The sequence below is a fragment of the Streptomyces sp. NBC_00210 genome (assembly GCF_045160975.1).
Taxonomy (GTDB): Bacteria; Actinomycetota; Actinomycetes; order Streptomycetales; family Streptomycetaceae; genus Streptomyces.
In genome coordinates this window covers 7,420,058-7,437,142 of sequence record NZ_CP108120.1, presented here as the reverse complement: position 1 = coordinate 7,437,142, position 17,085 = coordinate 7,420,058, and the positions used below count along the sequence as shown (strand labels likewise).

Genomic DNA, 17,085 nt, shown 5'->3' with positions numbered 1-17,085 from the left:
CGCGGGGGCGGGAGGCAGGCCCGGGATCACACCAGTTCGGTCACCGTCCCGGCGCCGACCGTGCGGCCGCCCTCGCGGATCGCGAAGCCGAGACCGGGCTCGAGCGGGATGTCACGTCCAAGCTCGACGGTCATGGTGACCGTGTCGCCGGGCCGCGCGACCGCCGTCTCGCCGAGGTCGATGTCCCCGACGACGTCCGCGGTACGGATGTAGAACTGCGGCCGGTAGCCGCTGGCGACCGGCGTGGTCCGGCCCCCCTCGCGGGCCGACAGGACGTACACCTGCGCGGTGAAGCGCCGGCTCGGTACGACGCTGTCCGGCGCCGCCACCACGTGGCCGCGGCGGATCGCGTCGCGCGCCATGCCGCGCAGCAGCAGCGCGACGTTGTCACCGGCCTCGGCGGACTCCATCGGCTTGCCGAAGGTCTCCAGACCGGTCACTGTGCTGGTCTGCGGACCCGTGTCCGCACCGAGTACCTGGACCCGATCTCCGACGCGGACGGTGCCGCGCTCGACGGCGCCGGTGACGACCGTGCCGCGCCCCGTGATGGTGAGGACGTTCTCCACCGGGAGCAGGAACGGCGCGTCCGTGTACCTGACGGGCATCGGCACATACGTGTCGACGGCGTCGAGCAACGCCTCGATGGCGGCGGTCCAGCGTGGCTCGCCCTCCAGCGCCCTGAGCCCGGAGACCCGGACGACGGGCGCGGCGTCTCCGCCGTACCCATGGGCCGTCAGCAGTTCGCGGACCTCCAGCTCCACCAGGTCGGTGAGCTCGTCGTCACCCGCGTCAGCCTTGTTGAGGGCGACCACGATGTGGTCGACGCCCACCTGGCGCGCGAGCAGGACATGCTCGGCGGTCTGCGGCATCACGCCGTCGAGCGCGGAGACCACGAGGATCGCCCCGTCCAGCTGGGCCGCGCCGGTGACCATGTTCTTGACGTAGTCGGCATGGCCCGGCATGTCCACATGGGCGTAGTGCCGGGTGTCGGTCTCGTACTCGACGTGCGCGATGTTGATGGTGATGCCGCGCTGCGCCTCCTCCGGCGCCCGGTCGATCCGGTCGAACGGCACAAAGGTGCCGGTGCCGCGCAGGCTGAGGACCTTGGTGATGGCTGCGGTGAGTGTGGTCTTGCCGTGGTCGACATGGCCCATGGTGCCGATGTTGACGTGCGGCTTGGTGCGCACGTATGCCGTCTTGGGCATGGCTGTTCCCCTCGGAACTCGAAGCGTGTTGGGACCCCTGGGCCTTGCCGACCCTCCCCCTGTGGGGCCGCCGGACGATCCGGGAAGGGTCAGCTTCGGGCGCCGTCGAGGGGCGCTGCGGCAGCGGCTGCGGCCGCTGCGGGGAATGCGGCAGCCTTCGGCGCGTCCGCGACTGCGGACGGCGCTGCGAGGAAGGCGTACCGGAACATGCCGTTGATCATCGCCCACTGCCGTGGCCGCGTCGAATGGATTTCGGCCGACGGGTTACGGCGATCACATCCCCTTGTCGGTTAGTCTCCCCGGATGCTCGACCCCGTCCCCAGGCCGACTTCGGGCCTCGCCGTGCGCTGTACCAGGGCGCTGTTCTCGCCGTGGTCGCGGCTGTCGCTGCTTGTGGCCATGCTGCTCGCGGCGGCGGTTACGGTGGTCGTGTACGAGCCGCAGCGGCTGCTTTCGGCGGGCTGGCCGCCGCAGCTGAGCGGCGCGGCGGCGGTCGTGCTGTTCGGCGTCGCGTACGGGGCGTGCACCGCCGCCTTCGTGCCCCGGCCGCTGCTCAATCTGGCGGCGGGCGCGCTGTTCGGATCGCAGGCCGGACTCGTCTCCGCGCTCGCCGGTACGGTGCTGGGCGCGGGTATCTCCTTTGCGCTCGTCCGGCTGCTGGGGCAGGACGCGCTGCGGCCGCTGCTGCGGGGCCGCTGGCTGAAGGCGGCCGACACCCAGCTGAGCAGGCACGGCTTCCGCTCGATGCTGGCGCTGCGGCTCTTCCCCGGCGTGCCGTTCGCCGCGGCCAACTACTGCGCTGCCGTCTCCCGCATGAGCCCTGTGCCCTTTTTGCTGGCGACGGGCATCGGCTCGATCCCGAACACGGCGGCGTATGTGGTCGCGGGCAGCCGGGCCGGCTCTCCGACGTCCCCGGCGTTCCTGATCGCGATGGGCTTCATCGTGGTGACGGGGATCGCAGCGGCCGTGATCGCCTGGTGCAAGCGGCACCGGCTGCGGGGCCACCGGGCAGGCGGCGCCGGGGAGTTGGGGCACGCGGAGCCCCGGCCGCGGGTGCCTTCTGACGGGCCTCAAGGGGGCTGAGGCAGCTGAGTCATACGAGGACGCTACGCTTCCTCACAACTGGCGCATGATCGGGAACGCTACGCGCCGTCAGACCGTGCAGATCTCTTGGGTGGCGTAGTTTTCCATGTCTTGGTTCGAATCATTCATCCTCGGGCTCGTCCAGGGGCTGACCGAGTTCCTGCCCATCTCCTCCAGCGCGCATCTGCGGCTGACGGCCGCCTTCGCCGGCTGGGAGGACCCGGGCGCGGCCTTCACCGCTATCACCCAGATCGGCACGGAGACGGCCGTGCTGATCTACTTCCGCAAGGACATCGCCCGGATCATCTCCGCCTGGTTCCGTTCCCTCACGAACAAAGAGATGCGCGGCGACCACGACGCCCAGATGGGCTGGCTCGTCATCGTGGGCTCGATCCCGATCGGTGTGCTCGGCGTCACGTTCAAGGACCAGATCGAGGGGCCCTTCCGTGATCTGCGGCTGATCGCGACGACCCTCATCGTCATGGGCATCGTCCTCGGCATCGCGGACCGTCTCGCCGCCCGGGACGAGACCGGCGCCAAGCACCGCGCCATCAAGGAGCGCAAGACGCTCCAGGAGCTGAGCGTCCGGGACGGTCTCATCTACGGCGTGTGCCAGGCGATGGCCCTGATTCCCGGCGTCTCCCGCTCGGGCGCCACCATCAGCGGCGGTCTGCTGATGGGCTACACCCGTGAGGCGGCGGCCCGCTACTCGTTCCTGCTGGCTATCCCGGCCGTTCTCGCCTCAGGCGTCTTCGAGCTCAAGGACGCGGGCCAGAGCGGTCATGTGGCGTGGCCCCAGACCATCTTCGCGACGATCATCGCCTTCGTCGTGGGCTACGCGGTGATCGCCTGGTTCATGAAGTTCATCACTACGAAGAGTTTCATGCCGTTCGTGATCTATCGCATCGTGCTGGGAATCGCGCTGTTCATCCTGGTCGGAGCGGATGTGCTGAGCCCGCACGCGGGCGAGTCGGCGGGCTGACGCCCGCCGCCGAGGGGCAGACGGCCGTGCTGCCAAGGCCGTAGCCTGTCTCCATGTCCCCCTTTCCCCGCGCGACAGAAACCGCGTTGTCCGCCGCCGAGCTGAATGCCCGGATCCGTGAGCTGTGGGCGGACGGCGAGCTGCCCGACGACCGGCGCCCGGAGTACGAGGCACTGGTGGTGGAGTGGGCCGCGGCGGCTCTCGGGGACGTCGAGCGCGCGGCCTGAGCGTCGGAAACGCGGTTTGAACGTCGAGCGCGCGGCCTGAGCGTCGGCGCGCGGCCTGATCCCGGCGGCGGTGCCCCGGGGCTACCGGCATCCACGGGTAGGCGGCAGCGCGGAGCGCTCGGCTAGCCTGATTGCACAATGAACCGTTTGACGACGTCATGGGGCGCCTTCGACCTCGCCCGCTTCCCCGAGGACCCTCGCGACACGCTCCGCGCCTGGGACGCCGCCGATGAGTACCTGCTGCGGCAGCTCAAGGGAAGCGACGATGCAGGGCCCACCGATCTGACGGGCACGGTGGCCGTCGTCGGCGACCGGTGGGGCGCCCTCGCCGCCTCGCTGGCCGCGCACCACCCCGTACAGATCACCGACTCCCTCCTGGGCCGGCAGGCGACCCGGGCGAATCTGGCACGCAACGGCATCGCCGCGGACGCGGTGCGGCTGCTCTCGGTCAGAGACATGCCGCCGGAGCGGATCGACGTACTGCTGATCCGGGTGCCCAAGAGCCTCGCGCTCCTCGAGGACCAGCTGCACCGCCTCGCACCCGCCGTGCACGCGGGCACCGTCGTCATCGGCACCGGCATGGTCACCGAGATCCACACCTCCACGCTGAAGCTTTTCGAGCGGATCCTGGGTCCGACCAGGACCTCGCTGGCGGTGAAGAAGGCGCGGCTGATCTTCTGCACGCCCGACCCCGGGCTCGCCCCGGGGCCCAGCCCCTGGCCCCTTCGGTACGCGCTGCCTGCGGACGTGGGCGCGCTCGCGGGCCGGACCGTCACCAATCACGCCGGGATCTTCTGCGCCGAGCGGCTCGACATCGGCACGCGGTTCTTCCTGCGCAGCCTTCCCGAGCGCCACGGCCCGGACCGGGTCGTCGACCTGGGCTGCGGCAACGGCGTGATCGGCACGGCGGCCGCGCTCACCAACCCCGAGGCGTCGGTGACGTTCATCGACGAGTCGTTCTCGGCGGTGGCCTCGGCCGAGGCCACCTATCGCGAGAACGTCACCTCGGACGCCAAGGCGGAGTTCGTGGTGGGCGACGGTCTGTCCGGCGTGCCGGACGAGAGCGTCGACCTGGTGCTGAACAATCCGCCCTTCCACTCGCACCGGGCGACGACGGACACGACGGCCCGCCGGATGTTCGGCGAATCGCGCCGCGCCCTGCGTCCCGGCGGCGAGCTGTGGGTGGTCGGCAACCGACACCTCGGGTACCACGTGCGGCTGCGCCGCCTCTTCGGGAACTGCGAAGTCGTCGCCGCCGACCCGAAGTTCGTGGTCCTGCGGGCCGTCAAGAAGTAGCGGCTGCCCCGGACCGTCCTACCGGCCCAGGCCGTCTCCGTCCGGCCAATGCTCGTAGGGGATACGGGAGATCTCGCGTACGCCGCCGAGGGTGACCCACTCGTCCTTGCCAAGGCGGGCGAGTGGCGCCAGTTTTGTCACCTCGGGGTGCCCGTCCTCCATGACCTCCTCGCTGACCACGGCGTGCACAACGCGTCCGAAGACGACGGTCGAGTCGCCGAGACGTACGGTGCTGTGCAGTTCGCACTCCAGGGCCACCGGCGATGCCGCGACCCGCGGCGGCTTCACCCGCAGGCTCGCCTCGCGCGCGAGGCCCACCGCGTCGAACTCGCTGATGCCGCGCGGGAAATCGGTGGCGGTGGCGTTGATCTGCTCGAAGAGCGGCTCCGGCGCCACATTGACCACAAAGTGGCCCGTGTCCTCGATATTGCGCAGCGAGTCCTTCCGGCCGACCGATGTGAACTGCACGACAGGCGGTGTCACGCACGCGATCGTGAAGAAGGAGTGCGGGGCGAGATTGTCGGTGCCCCCGGCCGATGTGGTGGAGACCCAGGCGATCGGCCGGGGCACCACCACCGCGGTCAGCAGCCGGTAGAAGGAGCCCCGGTCCATGGCTTCGGGATCAAAGTCAACGCGCATGGGAGCCAGTATCCCCGCAGGTGGCCGCGTATCGTAACGCGTCGGCACAAGCCCCGGTGCGTACCGCGCAAGTTGCGGCCGAACTGGTGACCGCGCACGCTGGAACTGTGGGATGAACCCGCTCTCTCGCGAGGTGCGCCGCGCGGAGAGAGACTTGGATCGACCTGCGCCACATATTGCCGAGGCCGCTCGGGAAAACATACGGCGGTGACAATTCATGATGGCCGGAATGATTGAGGATTACGCGGTCATCGGCGATCTGGAGACCGCGGCCCTGGTGAGCAGAGACGGGTCGATCGACTGGCTCTGCCTTCCCCGATTCGATTCTCCGGCCTGCTTCGCCGCACTTCTGGGCAAGGCGGAAAACGGATGCTGGCGGATATCCCCGGCGGACCGGCGTCCGTGCAATCGCCGCGAGTACCGTGGCAACACGCTCGTGCTGGACTCATTCTGGGATTCGGTGTCCGGTGCGGTGAAGGTCACCGATTTCATGCCTCCGCGTGCCCAATTCCCGTACATCGTGCGCATCGTCGAGGGCCTGGCGGGTTCGGTCGCCATGAGCGGCGAGCTGAGGCCACGCTTCAATCACGGACGCATCGTTCCCTGGATGCGCTCCACCGGCACCTACACAGTGGCCGTTGCCGGACCCGACTCGGTGTGGCTGAGTAGCGACCAGCACGTCGAGGTCCGCTCGACCGATGAGTGCACCTCCTTCGACTTCACCGTCTCGGCAGGTCAGCGCATTGCCTTCCTGCTGACCTGGTCACCGTCGCATCTGCCCGTCCCCCTCTCCATCGATCCGAAGACCGCACTCGGGGACACCGTGGAATTCTGGGAGCGTTGGGCGGCGAAGTGCCACTACCGCGGGCCCTGGCGGGAGGCGGTGATGCGGTCATTGATCACTTTGAAGGCACTCACCTATGCCCCGACGGGCGGCATCGTCGCGGCTGTCACGACGTCCCTGCCCGAATGCATCGGCGGCGAGCGGAACTGGGACTACCGGTTCTGCTGGCTTCGCGATTCCACGCTCACCCTGTCCTGCCTCCTGCGCAGCGGTTTCCGGGAGGAGGCCGTGGCGTGGCGGGACTGGCTGCTGCGTGCGATCGCCGGCGAACCGGCGGACCTGCAGACGCTGTACGGCGTGGCCGGACAGCGACTGCTGCCCGAGGCACCGGCCAAGTGGCTGCCCGGTTACGAGGGATCGGAACCGGTGCGTTTCGGGAATGCGGCGGTGGACCAGTTCCAGTTGGACGTCTACGGCGAGGTCCTCGACACGCTGTTTGTGGCCCTGCGTTCCGGCGTTGCCATGGAACACCATGTCTGGAGCCTGGTCGACTCGTTCATGAACTACCTCGAACAGCACTGGCGCGAGCCGGACCAGGGACTGTGGGAAGTGCGCGGGCCCAGGCGGCACTTCGTCCACTCAAAGATCATGTGCTGGGTTGCCGCCGACCGTGCCCTGCGGATCGCGCACCTGGCCGGGCGCAACACCTCGGTGGCACGCTGGCGGGCGATGCGCCAAGAGGTGTACGAGCAGGTGTGCCGCGACGGCTGGGACGAGGAGCGGGGGTCCTTCGTCCAGTACTACGGGGCCGACACGCTCGATTCGTCCGCGCTGCTGATCCCCAGGCTCGGTTTCCTCCCGGTTCACGATCCCCGGGTGCTCAGCACCGTTGAGGCGATGGGGGCGCTGGATCATCACGGCTTTCAGCGCCGCTACGCGGGCACGGGCGACTCAGTGCACGCAGTGGACGGCATGCGGGGTTCGGAAGGCGCGTTCCTCGCGTGCTCCCTGTGGCTCGCCGATGCGCTCGCCATCACCGGCCGACCGCACGATGCCCGCGTGGTGTTCGAGAGAGTCCTCGACGTCCGCAACGATGTGGGGCTGCTGTCCGAAGAGTGGGATCCGGATTCAGGCCGTCAGCTCGGAAACACACCACAGGCGTTCACCCACCTGGCGCTGGTCAATACGGCCTTCGCCCTACAGGAAGCGGCCGACGGCCAGAAGCCGTCGGTTACGGGGCTCCGGAGCGTCTGACCGCTGTCAGCAGCACCATGCCGGTGTCGCCGTAGTCGGGCAGGGTGGGGTCGGAGTCGACTCTGGTGATCACGAGCCGGTCGGTGTGCGCTGCGAACGCCTCGCGGATCGCGGACCCGTCCACCGGACAGCCGGGCCACGGCGGTGCGTTGCCGATGCGGTACGTCGGCATGTTCTCCATGAAGGCGGCGACGAGGTGTCCGCCGGGCCTGACCGTCCCGATGAAGGTGCGGCAGAACTCCGCGAACTCCTCGATGTCCTCGGTAACGCTCTCGGCGACGAAGTTCATCGATGCCAGATCATAGGAGCGCAGGGGCAGGGTCCGGACGTCCCCGTGCGTCACTCGGACACGGGAGAGCGCCTCGGGGAGCGTCGTGGGCAGCGTGGTGTTGAGCTCACGGCAGAGTGCGTAGAACGCCTGCCAGCTCTGGTCGGGCCCGTTGTGGAGCTGGCCGGTCAGATAGGCGACGTTGGCACTGCTCAACTCCACGGCGTCGGCGCATCTGCTGGCAGCCGCGGCGAGCATGAGCGGGTAGAGGTTGGGACCGGCGCCGAATTCCAGGGAGCGGCCGACACTGCCCGGCGCGAACTGCCGGTAGAAGGCGGAATGGTGCCGGATGACGGCCGCGTCACTGGGGTGGACCTCACGGTAGTTCTCGGCGAGGTAGTCCAGGACCGGCCAGCCGTCCCAGTCCGCGTCCAGATTGCGAAGGGGTCTGCGTCGGTTGTTCGCGGGCGAGTTCACGGGGTGTCCATCTCCGGGCCGCGGTTGCGGCCCCGCTCAACAGCACGTACTCCGGGCAGATACAGGAAGGCCAGGGTGACCACGGAGCCGATGACACCGGCGCCGATGAATGTCCTGCGTACCCCCAGGGCGGCGGCGACGGGGGCGGCGAGGGCATAGGAGAGCGGCAGCAGAGCGAGTGAGACGAACCAGTCGACACTGGAGACCCTGCCGAGCAACTCGGCCGGCACCAGCCGCTGCTTCGCCGTCGCCCAGGCGATGATCCCGGCCGTCTCCAGCCCGTTGACCACTGCGCAGGTGATGGCGAGCTGCCAGCTGCTGGTGGCGAGGCCGTACCCGGCGACCCCCAGGGTGGCGAAGGTCCAGGTCCAGTACATGAAAGTCATGAATCGGCGAGGGAGGCCGATCTGCCCGACGATCACCGCCGCGAGGACGGCACTCACACCGCCGCTGGTGAGCACCAGCCCCAGCTCCGCCGCCGATCCGTGCAGCACGTTCTTGACCATGTACGGCAGCAGCACCTCGGTCGGGCCGAGGAAGAGCAGATACGCGAAGGTGGCCGAGACGAACGTGCCCCAGAGCCAGGTGTTGGCCCGGACATAGCTCAGACCCGCGCGCAGGTCCTTCCAGAGCGAATCCCGGTCCTGGTCGTCCTTCGGCGGCTGTGGCCGAAGAGCTGCCAGGCACGCGGCGGAGACGGTGAAGGTGAGAGCGTCGAACCCGAAGGCCCAGCCCGGCCCGACGCCGGCGACGAGCCCGCCGCCGAGAGCGGTGCCACCGATCTGCACGGCCGCCGGGCGGACAAACTGGTCGAGTGCGTTGGCCTCCACCAGCTCGGTCTTGGGGACGAGCCTGGGCACGGTGGCCTCAAATGCCGGCGGGAAGAACCCGGACGCGGCGCCGTACACCGCGACCACACAGATCACGTGCCACAGCCGCAGGGTGCCGGTCAGCGCGAGTAGCGCGAGCGCTGCCAGGCACATCCCGCGGACCAGGTCACTGGCGAGCATCACCTTGCGGCGGTCGAAGCGGTCACTGACGACACCGCCGACCAGCACCAGCGCGATCTGCGGGACGGCCAGCGCCACACCGACGACGGACATCGCGCTGGGGGTGCCGGACAGCGTGTAGACCTGCCATGCGAGCGCGACGAGCAGCACTCCGTCGCCCAGCAGCGAGACGCTCATCCCGATCCACAGGATCCGGAAGTCGCGGTGGGCAAGGGGGGCGAGCAGGCGCACCCGGCGGCCGCGACCCGCATCGTCGATGACCTGCATTCACGTCCTCTGCTGCAGCGGGAACTGCTCGGACAGGGCGGTCAGCGTCTCGTTGAGTTGGTCGACGTCCTCGTCGGTGTTCGTGGCGGTGACCTGGATGCGGAACCCGACGCGGTCGTGCGGGACGAGCGGATAGGCCGCCAGCGTGACGTAGATCCCGCGGTCCCAGAGGAACGTCGCGACCGCCTCGAGGTCCGCACTGTTGGCGAGGGGGATCTCGATGATGGGCAGCCCGTTGGAGTTCGGGGTCCGGATGCCGAGGCGGTTCAGGTGGTCCTGAATGCGCATCGTCTTGCGGTGCAGTTCGGCGCGGATGGCGTCGCCGCGCCGGTCGTTGACCTCGAGTCCGACGAGCGCGGTGGCGAGCGAAGCGGTCGGTGAGGGGCCGGAGTAGAGGTAGGGCGCGGCTGCCACCTTGAGGTGGTCCTTGAGCCAGGTCGGAAGGGCGAGGAACGCCAGCAGCGAGGAGTACGCCTTGGAGAATCCGCCCACCAGCACGATGCCGTCGTAGGTCTCGCCGAGATGACGGACGATGCTGTTGCCGCGAGTCCCGTACGGGGAGGACTCGTCGGCCCGGCGTTCGCCGACGATCCCGAAGCCGTGCGCGTCGTCGATGTACAGCACTGCGCCGTGCTCCCGGCAGACGTCCACCAGTTCCGCCAGGTTGGGCACGTTCCCGGTCATGCTGTCGACGCCGTCCATGCACACCAGGCGGGACGCGTTGGACGGCATGTCGCGCAGCATGGCCCTGAGTTCTTCGGGCCGGTCGGCGTGGAAGCGCCTCACCGTGGCGCCTTGCCCCCGGGCGAAAAGGCACCCGTCGTAGACCGTGCGGTGTGCTCCTGCTTCGACAAGGACCTGTCCCTCCCCGGCGAGCACCGGGATCACCGAGGAGTGGATGAGGGTGATGGTCGGGAGCAGCAGGGTGTCCGGCGCGTCGAGCAGTGCGGTGAGCCGCTCCTCGATCTCCGGATAGAGCCGGGGGCTGCCGACCAGCCGCGACCAGCTCGGTTGGGTGCCCCAATGACGGACCTGTGGTTCGATCGCGTCCAAGATCTCGGGGTCCATGTCGAAACCCAGGTAACTGCTCGACGCGAAGTCGACCATCCAGTGATCGCCGCTGCGGATGTGCCGGCCGCGCACCTCGTCGAAGACCGCATCGCACATCGGGCTGGACTGCCGCAGGCGTTCGAGATCGCCCCAGCGTGGATCGCGTCGTGCACCGTCGCCGACTCGCAGTGGACTGGCCACGTTTTCCTCCTTCTCCGCGCCTGCCTCCCTCTTGGCGCCCGCCTCCTTCTCCGCGCCTGCCCCTTTCTTCGCACCCGCGTCCTTCTCCGCGCCTGCCTCATTCGTCCCCGACGGCTGCGATCCCGAAAGGGCGATGCTCTGGCCAACACCACGCTGGTCAACACGAGCCCGTTGAGGCTGCACGGCGCCGCGAATCAGGCGTGGCATCTGGTGCTCATGGACGCTTCGCAGGAGTTGTTCCCCCTGGTCCGCTGTCATCGGTCGGGCGAAGAGGTATCCCTGTCCGAACCGGCAGCCCATGGCTACCAACTGGTCCCGCTGCTCCACCTCTTCGATGCCTTCGGCTATGACCTGAAGGCCGAGCGTGTCGGCGATGCGCACAATACCCTCGACCAGGGCGATCTGTTGCTCATCAACACAAATGTCGTCGATGAATGACTTGTCCACCTTGAGCACGTCGATCGGGAATTCCCGGAGATAACTGAGCGACGAGAAACCGGTGCCGAAGTCGTCGATCGCCATTCCCACGCCGAGATCCTTGACGGTCCCCATGACGGCCCGGATCTGATCGTCGCGGTGCATCAGAACGGTCTCCGTCAGCTCCAGCACCAGCGAACCGGGCGCCAGGCCGGACGTGTCGAGGACGTGGCGCACCTGGTCGAGGAAGCCCGGGTCCCGGAACTGGCGTGCGGAGACATTCACGTTGACCTTCAGCGCGTCCGGATGTGGCACCAACTCCTGCCAGCGGGCGACATGGGCGGCGGCCTGCTCCAGTACCCAGGCGCCGAGCGGCATGATGTGCCCGGTCTCCTCGGCGAGTGCGATGAACTGACCGGGGGGCACCAGGCCGCGCTGGTCGTGCGGCCAGCGAACCAGCGCTTCGAAGCCGGATATCTCGCCGGAGGCAAGCTCCACGATGGGCTGATAGCGCAGGTCGAACGACTCGGCGGCGATCGCGCTCTCGAGGCTTGCCTGGAGTTCGCGCCGCTCCAGCATTCCGGTGTGCAGACTCGCCTGATAACTGCGCCACTGCCGCTTCCCGGCCGTCTTCGCCGCGTAGAGGGCCAGATCTGCGTGTCCCAGCAGTTCTTCTCCACTGGCGCTGTCGCGTGCGGTGGCTATACCGACGCTGGCCGAGAGGCTGATCAATGCGTCCGTGAGCCGGAACGGCTGCATGAGGTCATGCACGATCTGCTCGGCGAGCACTTCCGCGTCCGCCGGCTCCTTCGCACCCTCCATGAGCACAGCGAACTCGTCACCCCCCAGACGCGCCGCCGTGTCACTGGCCCGCAGCGTCCCGGACAACCGCCGCGCCACCGCGACCAGGAGTTCGTCCCCGACCGAGTGCCCCCTGGTGTCATTGACCACCTTGAAGTCGTCCAGATCGAGGAACAGTACGCACGTGAGGGTGGAAGCCCGGCGTCCGCGCAGCAGCGCGCGCTCGATCCGCTCCAGCAGGAGCACCCGGTTCGGCAGACCGGTCAGCGAGTCATGGAAGGCACGATGCGTCAGTTCGCGCTCCAACTGCCGCTGCTCGGTGACGTCCCGCAGCGTGAGGACCAGTCCGTGGACGGTCTGGTCGTGCCGCAGGTTGTTGCACCTGACCTCCACATCGATGCGCGCGTCCCCCTGTTGCAGCACCTGCCAGTCGTCGCGGCTGTCCTGGTCGCCGCCGGAACGCATGCGGGTCAGGGTCTGCATCGCGCGGTCGCCGTCCTGGGGCGCGACGAGTTCGGTGAGCCCCACTCCGCTCAGGGACGCGCGGCCGAACATTCCCTCGGCGGACGGGCTCGCGTACCTGACGGTGTTGTCGTCGTCGACAATCAGGATCACGTCCGAGGCGTTGTGCACGAGGGTGCGGAAGTACGCCTCGCTGTTGCGGCGGTTGATCTCCTGGCTGAGGACGACGCGTTCCACCGCCAGGGCGGTCTGCGAGGCCAGCGCCTCGCACGAGGCCCACCGTTCCACCAGGCTCCTCTCACTACCCGCCACGACCAGAGCGCCGATCAGCGGGCGACCGGTCGGACGGTCCCTCAGAGCCAATGGACACAACAGCGCACTCGGCAGGCTCCCCAACTCGGCAGCCGCGGAGGCTCCGAGGTCGCCCACGCGCACGACCTGTGTTTCACCGGTCAGCAGCCCGGGCAGCCACGCGTCGGCCTTTTCGTCCGTCCAGTTGACATTCCAGTTCCACGCGCGCGACGGCGTGCGCACGGCCTTCATCCTGGTCACGCCGAAATCGGCTGTCAGCAGCACGGCACTGTGTCGCTCGCCTGTTCCGAACAACAACTCCGCCGCCTCCTGCACCGAGGCCGCGATCTCCTTCAGACTGGCCGCCGCCACCAGCGACGCGGCCGCCAGGCGCAGGCCCCGTTCGCGGTTCACCGCCTTCAGATGAACCACCACCAGGCCCGACAGGCGGGCGAGTACGAGCAGGAACAGAAGGCCCGAGAACACCGCGATCACGCCCGCGTCGGAGAGGTCGCCGCGCCGTGCCTCGTAGAGCAGCAGCACCGGTGCGACCAGTGAGGCGAGAGCCAACGCGGTGAGCCGGAGAGGGAGGATCCCGGGTTCACGCTGGGGCACCGGTTCGGTCAGTTCCACCATGGAGGGATGCAGCGCCGCCAGCCCCCAGGCGGTGAAGAACACCACCCAGCCCAGGTCCATCGAGGTGCCGACCTGCCAGGCCCCCTTGAGCTGCAGCAGTCCGTACAGGACATCGGAGACGAGGATGCCGATCGTGCCGACGGTGAGGAACTGGACGGAGCGGGTATGCACACTGCCGGGCGTGATCAACCGCGCGAGCATCGCCAGCATCAGTACGTCACCGAGCGGATAGGCGATCGAGATGGTTCGTTGAATCCATGTCGAGTCGGCGGCCTCGGCGTTGGGCGTGATGAGAAAGACCCAGGCGAGCAGCGCCAGCCCGGATGTGAGGATCAACGCGTCCAGCAGGCTCGCGAGGTCCCGCCTCGTGGTGCGGTACCGGATGAACCCGAACAGCCCGATGGCGAACAGCGGATAGGTCGCCAGATAGAAGACGTCGGCCAGCGACGGAAATGGATTCTGCTGGTCGAAGAACGTGTTGAGCACGTTGTACGTCGTATCGCCCGCCGTGAAGGTGAAGTTGGCGGCGGCCAGCACCAGCCATGGCCAACGGTGCGCCGGCCGATGCATCCGCATGCCCAGGAGAATGGCGCAGACACTGGCGAGACCGATCACGGCCCAGGTGACTGTGTGGAGTCCCGGCACCGTCAGATATACGACAGTGGGCGGGACCACGAGTACGACGTAGCCGACCATCAGGCGCTGAACGCGGGTCAATGAGAACCGCCTCCTTCCACCACCGGGCACGGAGGACAGTCCCCGTCACGGTTCGGCGAAGTCGGCCCGCCACCAGCTCTCTTCGATGGTATGTCCGGTATGCCAGAGCGGCGACCGGAGGGAATCATGCTGCTCCGGGCGGGGCCCGCGTGGGTTTCAGCCCGCGTAGCCGGTGAGGTTGAGGCGGTGGAGGCGCCAGGCGTCGCGGCACATCGCGACGAAGTCACGGGTCGCGCGCCGGCCCCATTCAAGGGGCATCGCACCGGGGTCCGCGACACGTTCCGTGACATCGCCCGGTTGGGGTTCCCCAACCTCGTACGGGGTGGTCTTGCCGGAGACTTCGCCGAATGCCATCAGGAGTTCGAAGACCGATGCGCCGGAGCCGACGCCCAGGTTGAACACGCGCAGGCCCGTGCTGTCGTCGAGGTGCTCCAGAGCGATGCGGTGGGCCTCCGCGACATCCATGACATGGATGACGTCACGGACGCCCAGGGCGTCCGCGGCGGAGCCGTCCGCGCCGGACGCCCTGAGCCGCTCGCGGCTGCCGACGGCGACCTCGGCCACGGAGGGCGTCAGGTTGTACGGCTCCCTGGGCGGGGCTTCTCCCAGCAGTCCGCTGGGGTGCGCCCCGACGGGGTTCATGTAGCGCAACGACAGCACCGTGTACTCCGGGCGGAGACGGCACACATCAGCAAGCATCTGTTCGCAGGTCCACTGCGAAGCCGCATAGGGGTTGCTGGGCCGGGTCGGGTCCTGTTCGGTCAGCGGGCCCTTGTCGGTGTCCCCGTGAATGGAGGTGGACGAGGAGAACACCAACTGGCTCACCCCGTGCTCCTGCATGGCCGCCAGCAGCGCGGTGGTCCCGCCGATGTTGACGTCGTAATACTCGATGGGTATCAGTACGGATTCCGCGACGGCTTTCTTCCCGGCGAAGTGCATCACCGCGTCCACGTGGTGGCGGTCGAACACCGACGACAGAGTTCGCCGGTCCCGCAGGTCCACTTCGTAGACGGCACCCAGGTAGCGGCCCGCCACTCGCTGGATCCGTGAGACGACCTGCGGCGAGCTGTTGGAGTAGTCGTCGACCACGATGACCTCGTAGCCGTGGCCAAGCAGTTCGACGCAGGTATGGCTGCCGATGAAACCGGCGCCACCGGTCACCATGATCGTTGAGTGGGTGGGCATGCGCTTTCTCCTTTGGGATCCGTAGAGTCGGAAGTCCTTTGGACGGCCTACTGGCTCACCGGAGAACGAAAGTGCCGCGGCACGGCGCGCGGAAGTGAGCCGGCCGGGCGAATACCGCACCTTCGGCAGTGATCAGCTCAAGGCAGACGCGAGCCGCCGGACCTCGGCCTGGCGAGCGTTCTCCTCCGGCTCGCCGGCCCGGACCAGGCGGTCGTTGCCGCCGCCGGCATCCGCTGCGAAGTGCTCCATGAAACACGCCCTGGAGATGGCGCGAGGTGGCAAAATCCCCGCAATACTCCGCTTGGCGCACGTTTACGCCGTATATGTACACCTTGGGGCAGTCTGGACGTAGAGTCAAGGAATCGGTATCACGCCGTGAGATCGAACCGCTGGAGGGCCGCCGATGGCGAAAGGGGACGGACCGAGCCGGGGCAGACGCGCCGCGGACCGCGGCCGTTACGGAAAGCTGAGCCGGGAGCGCGTCCTGGCCGCCGCTCTGGAACTCGTCGACCGCGAGGGGCTGTCGGCCCTGAGCATGCGCAGGGTGGGAGCCGAGCTCGGCGTGGAGGCCATGGCCCTGTACCGGTACGCCCCCAGCAAGGACGCACTCCTGGACGGCCTGGTCGAGGCGCTGTATCTCGAGCTCCAGGACTTCCTCGCCCACGGCGGCGCGGAGGCGACGGCTCCGGGCGACACCGCGGAGGGCCCCGAATGGCGCGCCGAGCTGCACCGGATCGCCCAGGCGACGTACCAGGTCGCGCTGGCCCACCCGCAGGTGGTGCCGCTGCTGGCCACTCGCATGCTGGCGGTCCCGCTGGCCCGGCGCCCGCTGGCGGTCCTCAAGGACCACGAGCACGTGCTGGCCCTGCTCGATCAGGCCGGCCTCGACGAGAACGAGGCCTCGCTGGCGTTCCGGGCCTTCACCAGCTGGGTGCTCGGCTACATCTTCGTGGAGCTGCGCGCCATGGTGGACAACCCCGATGAGTCCGATCCGGCATTCCGGCTCGGACTGCACCGCATGCCGGTCCAGGAGCTTCCCAGACTCCGCGAGGCCGCCCCGGCACTCGCCGAGCACGGCGGGCCGCAGGGACTGGCCGCCGGCCTGGACGCACTGCTCGGTCGCTTCACGCGGGGCGCCTCCTGACCTCGCCGTGGGACGCTGTCAGTTGACGGACCGACGGCTGCTGTGGGACGCCCGCGTCACCGCCGTGCTCGTCGGGGCACCCAGCGACCGCCGACTCGAGCAGAAGCTCGACGCGCCCGGCTGCGCGGACGCCGAACTGGCGGAGATCGACCGTTTGCTGACCCGTAGCGGGTGACTGGCGTGCACAGCTCTTGGCCTGGCGCGCTCACTGCCCGAAACTGACCCGATGACGCAGCGCGTGGATCTCGCGACGGTGATGGACCGGCTGGCCATCGACGAGTTGGTCACCAGTTACGCGGTGGCGGTGGACGATGACGACTGGGGTGCGTACCGGGCGCTGTTCGCGCGTGAGGGTCGCGCGGACTACCGCAGCTCGGGCGGGATCGAGGGCCCGGCCGCCGAGGTCGCCGACTGGCTTGCGGAGACGATGCGGCTGTTTCCGGTACGCCAGCACCTGATCGTCAACCGGCGGCTGCACATCCAGGACCTGGGCGGCTACCCCGGCGACCGGGCCGAGGTACAGGCGGACTACCTGAACCCGATGCGGCTGGAGTCGGGGGACGACCTCGTCTCGGGCGGCCGATACGCCTTCAGTTTGCTGCGCACGGACGCGGGCTGGCGGCTGCGCACGGTGGTGATTCACGAGAAGTGGCGTCGGGCCTCGGGAGCGCTCGACGGCAGCTGACGCG

At 68.6% G+C, this 17,085-nt stretch carries 14 protein-coding genes; 8 read left to right on the top strand and 6 right to left on the bottom strand.

The annotated features are described in order from the left end of the window. Positions 1–26: 26 nt before the first annotated feature. Positions 27–1,205, bottom strand: coding sequence for an elongation factor Tu (gene tuf / locus OG729_RS33715; RefSeq protein WP_405809690.1), 1,179 nt, complete (start codon positions 1,203–1,205; stop codon positions 27–29). Positions 1,206–1,508: 303 nt separating this feature from the next. Between tuf and OG729_RS33710 the strand changes: the two genes are divergently transcribed. The 4 genes from OG729_RS33710 to OG729_RS33695 all read left to right on the top strand — a co-directional run bounded on the left by OG729_RS33710 (position 1,509) and on the right by OG729_RS33695 (position 4,793). Continuing rightward, positions 1,509–2,288, top strand: coding sequence for a TVP38/TMEM64 family protein (locus OG729_RS33710; RefSeq protein WP_405809688.1), 780 nt, complete (start codon positions 1,509–1,511; stop codon positions 2,286–2,288). 106 nt (positions 2,289–2,394) lie between these two features. Next, complete coding sequence (locus tag OG729_RS33705) at positions 2,395–3,270, top strand: undecaprenyl-diphosphate phosphatase (RefSeq protein ID WP_360870544.1); 876 nt, start codon at positions 2,395–2,397, stop codon at positions 3,268–3,270. A gap of 53 nt (positions 3,271–3,323) precedes the next feature. Next, a complete protein-coding gene (locus OG729_RS33700) occupies positions 3,324–3,497 on the top strand; it encodes a hypothetical protein (protein WP_360870541.1) in 174 nt (57 codons plus the stop codon). Between the two features lie 138 nt (positions 3,498–3,635). Beyond that, complete coding sequence (locus tag OG729_RS33695; protein ID WP_405809687.1) at positions 3,636–4,793, top strand: methyltransferase; 1,158 nt, start codon at positions 3,636–3,638, stop codon at positions 4,791–4,793. Between the two features lie 18 nt (positions 4,794–4,811). Here the strand turns inward: OG729_RS33695 and OG729_RS33690 are convergent, their stop codons facing one another. Continuing rightward, positions 4,812–5,432: a flavin reductase family protein gene (locus OG729_RS33690; RefSeq protein WP_405809685.1), complete on the bottom strand. Its 621-nt coding sequence runs from the start codon at positions 5,430–5,432 to the stop codon at positions 4,812–4,814. A gap of 220 nt (positions 5,433–5,652) precedes the next feature. On the opposite strand from OG729_RS33690, the gene OG729_RS33685 reads away from it, so the two are divergent. Beyond that, a complete protein-coding gene (locus OG729_RS33685) occupies positions 5,653–7,470 on the top strand; it encodes a glycoside hydrolase family 15 protein (RefSeq protein ID WP_360871004.1) in 1,818 nt (605 codons plus the stop codon). Here OG729_RS33685 and OG729_RS33680 read toward each other — a convergent pair. From OG729_RS33680 to galE, 4 genes are all read right to left on the bottom strand, one after another. Continuing rightward, positions 7,448–8,215 carry a class I SAM-dependent methyltransferase gene (locus OG729_RS33680; RefSeq protein WP_360870532.1) on the bottom strand — a complete coding sequence of 256 codons (768 nt, stop codon included), beginning with the start codon at positions 8,213–8,215 and terminating at the stop codon, positions 7,448–7,450. The genes OG729_RS33685 and OG729_RS33680 overlap by 23 nt on opposite strands. After that, the gene (locus OG729_RS33675) at positions 8,212–9,492 is read right to left on the bottom strand and encodes an MFS transporter (protein ID WP_360870529.1); all 1,281 of its coding nucleotides are present in this window, start codon (positions 9,490–9,492) and stop codon (positions 8,212–8,214) included. The genes OG729_RS33680 and OG729_RS33675 overlap by 4 nt, the downstream gene beginning before the upstream one ends. Beyond that, entirely contained in the window at positions 9,493–14,046 is a 4,554-nt protein-coding gene (locus OG729_RS33670; RefSeq protein WP_405811374.1) for an aminotransferase class I/II-fold pyridoxal phosphate-dependent enzyme, read from the bottom strand. It lies immediately after the preceding gene. A gap of 177 nt (positions 14,047–14,223) precedes the next feature. Further along, on the bottom strand, positions 14,224–15,252 hold the full coding sequence (galE, locus tag OG729_RS33665; protein WP_405809683.1) for a UDP-glucose 4-epimerase GalE: 1,029 nt from the start codon (positions 15,250–15,252) through the stop codon (positions 14,224–14,226). A 403-nt stretch (positions 15,253–15,655) separates the two neighbouring features. Between galE and OG729_RS33660 the strand changes: the two genes are divergently transcribed. The 3 genes from OG729_RS33660 to OG729_RS33650 are packed head-to-tail and all read left to right on the top strand — an operon-like array spanning position 15,656 to position 17,081. Further along, on the top strand, positions 15,656–16,396 hold the full coding sequence (locus OG729_RS33660) for a TetR/AcrR family transcriptional regulator (RefSeq protein WP_405809681.1): 741 nt from the start codon (positions 15,656–15,658) through the stop codon (positions 16,394–16,396). Positions 16,397–16,418: 22 nt separating this feature from the next. Next, positions 16,419–16,571 carry a hypothetical protein gene (locus tag OG729_RS33655; RefSeq protein ID WP_405809680.1) on the top strand — a complete coding sequence of 51 codons (153 nt, stop codon included), beginning with the start codon at positions 16,419–16,421 and terminating at the stop codon, positions 16,569–16,571. A gap of 51 nt (positions 16,572–16,622) precedes the next feature. After that, positions 16,623–17,081, top strand: coding sequence for a nuclear transport factor 2 family protein (locus tag OG729_RS33650; RefSeq protein WP_360883318.1), 459 nt, complete (start codon positions 16,623–16,625; stop codon positions 17,079–17,081). Positions 17,082–17,085 lie beyond the last annotated feature (4 nt).